This is a genomic window from Ginsengibacter hankyongi (genome assembly GCF_008710285.1).
Lineage (GTDB): Bacteria > Bacteroidota > Bacteroidia > Chitinophagales > Chitinophagaceae > Ginsengibacter > Ginsengibacter hankyongi.
Window position 1 is genome coordinate 1 of the sequence record NZ_VYQF01000021.1, and the last position, 1,675, is coordinate 1,675.

Genomic DNA, 1,675 nt, shown 5'->3' on the forward strand with positions numbered 1-1,675 from the left:
TCCTATGTACCTAAATTCTCCTGAGAAAGTTAATATGGTAGAAGTATTTTATTAATTTCTTTTGAAAGAGAAAGATTCAAAGGGAATTGAACCTTTCCCCTTCTCAAGATTTTTTTCCTTATCCCAAATTTAATAATTTTTTTTAATCAACACACCCAGCATCCTATGAGTAGTCTTTGTTTTTTGCAGCTTAGCTTGCGGTGGCTGCACACATGCTACAGTTCTCTGTTTTAGTTATTTGATTTTTTCGCTTAGTCCTTGCCGTTAGTTACCGGCCCCGAGTGGCGAAAAACAGGCGCTACAGTCTTGCCAGAAGAAAATACTTCGCTTTTTGATTATGTGCACGATGACAACTTTTGTTTAGTAGTCTGCCTGCTGATTGTTTTTTTAATGGCATGTTGGTGATTAATATTGTTTTTTAATTTTTTTAAAGAACCCTGCTACAGCCTTGGCGCAGTAAATGTTTACACCGAATGTTTAGTAGTCAGGGTTCGGTTTATTTTACAATTCCCATTTCATAAGGTTGTTGAGTGATCAATACAAACCTTATCCTGTTCAAAAGTTTTCGGGCAATTTTTACAATTACGATCTTGGAGTCTTTACGTTTTATTTGCTGCTGGAAGTAAAGAGCCATTGCCGGATCGGTTCGTTTGGCTGTCCACGCACTTTCTACAAGATCGCTGCGCAGTTGCCGGTGTTTCCTAACGGTAAGGCGTAACTTATTATCTACCTCGCCGCTGCTATGCTCCATGGGAAGCAGGCCTACAAAGCTGTTGAGATGATAAAATGTTTCAAAGCGTTTTACGTCTCCTATTTCTACAAGAATACTCGCTGCCGTTAATGGGCCAATACCGGGAATGCTTCTGAGCAAATAATAGTTCTTGTTGTATCGCTTTTCACGCATCATCTTGCGAAGCTCATTGCTGACAGATAAAAGTTCTTTACGCAGATATTCCATTTGAGCGATCATATAATCAAGCGCTCTTCTTCTGCTGTGTTGTTTGCAATCCAGGGCTTTAAGCCAGTTGATAAAATTATGGCTCCAGCTTGCATTGTCATATTGCCCAGGGATATCAATGCCACTGAATGCAAGCATTCCCTTGATCCGGTTTTTACAACGACAGAGATCTTTCCATATTCCTTTGCGATGACGAAAGAAGAGGCGGTCAGCTTCTTGCTGTTCGTCCGGGATGAAGATGCCATGCAATACGCCGGATTGTAAACGCAGGGAAAGATTGCGTGCATCGCGGGGATCTGTTTTTTGCAAAGTATCTTTTTGTGATTTGGGAATGTCGGCAGGATTTACCACCAGGCATTCAATGCCCAATGAAGTGAGTTGCCGTTGTATCCAGAACCCAAACTTACCAGCCTCGTAGGCAGCTTTGTAATGCGCACCCGGATAGTGTTGTTTTAGATATCCGGCCATAATGTGTGGATTAGGCTTTTGGTGGAGGTTCTTCACGAACATATCGTTCAAATGAATGCCGAGATTCCAGCTGGATTTATGAATATCCATGCCGATGAAGATGGTTTGTCCTACGAAATTTGAATTAACTTTATTCATAACTGTTGAGGTTTTGATAATGATAATTAAAAGTTACTGTAGCGAATTTAATTTGACTACTTCCTTAACTGCCTCAACAGTTGTTTTAGGTTACATGGAGACTTGGCAATA

At 40.5% G+C, this 1,675-nt stretch carries 1 protein-coding gene; it reads right to left on the reverse strand.

Features of this window, described 5'->3' with window-relative positions; genetic code table 11:
- Positions 1-496: 496 nt before the first annotated feature.
- Positions 497-1,564: an IS110 family RNA-guided transposase gene (locus tag FW778_RS22890; RefSeq protein WP_150417250.1), complete on the reverse strand. Its 1,068-nt coding sequence runs from the start codon at positions 1,562-1,564 to the stop codon at positions 497-499.
- Between the last annotated feature and the right edge of the window lie 111 nt (positions 1,565-1,675).

Coding starts and splice junctions, on each gene's coding strand:
- FW778_RS22890 (WP_150417250.1), bottom strand. CDS start 1,564: ATGAATAAAGTTAATTCAAATTTCGTAGGACAAACCATCTTCATCGGC.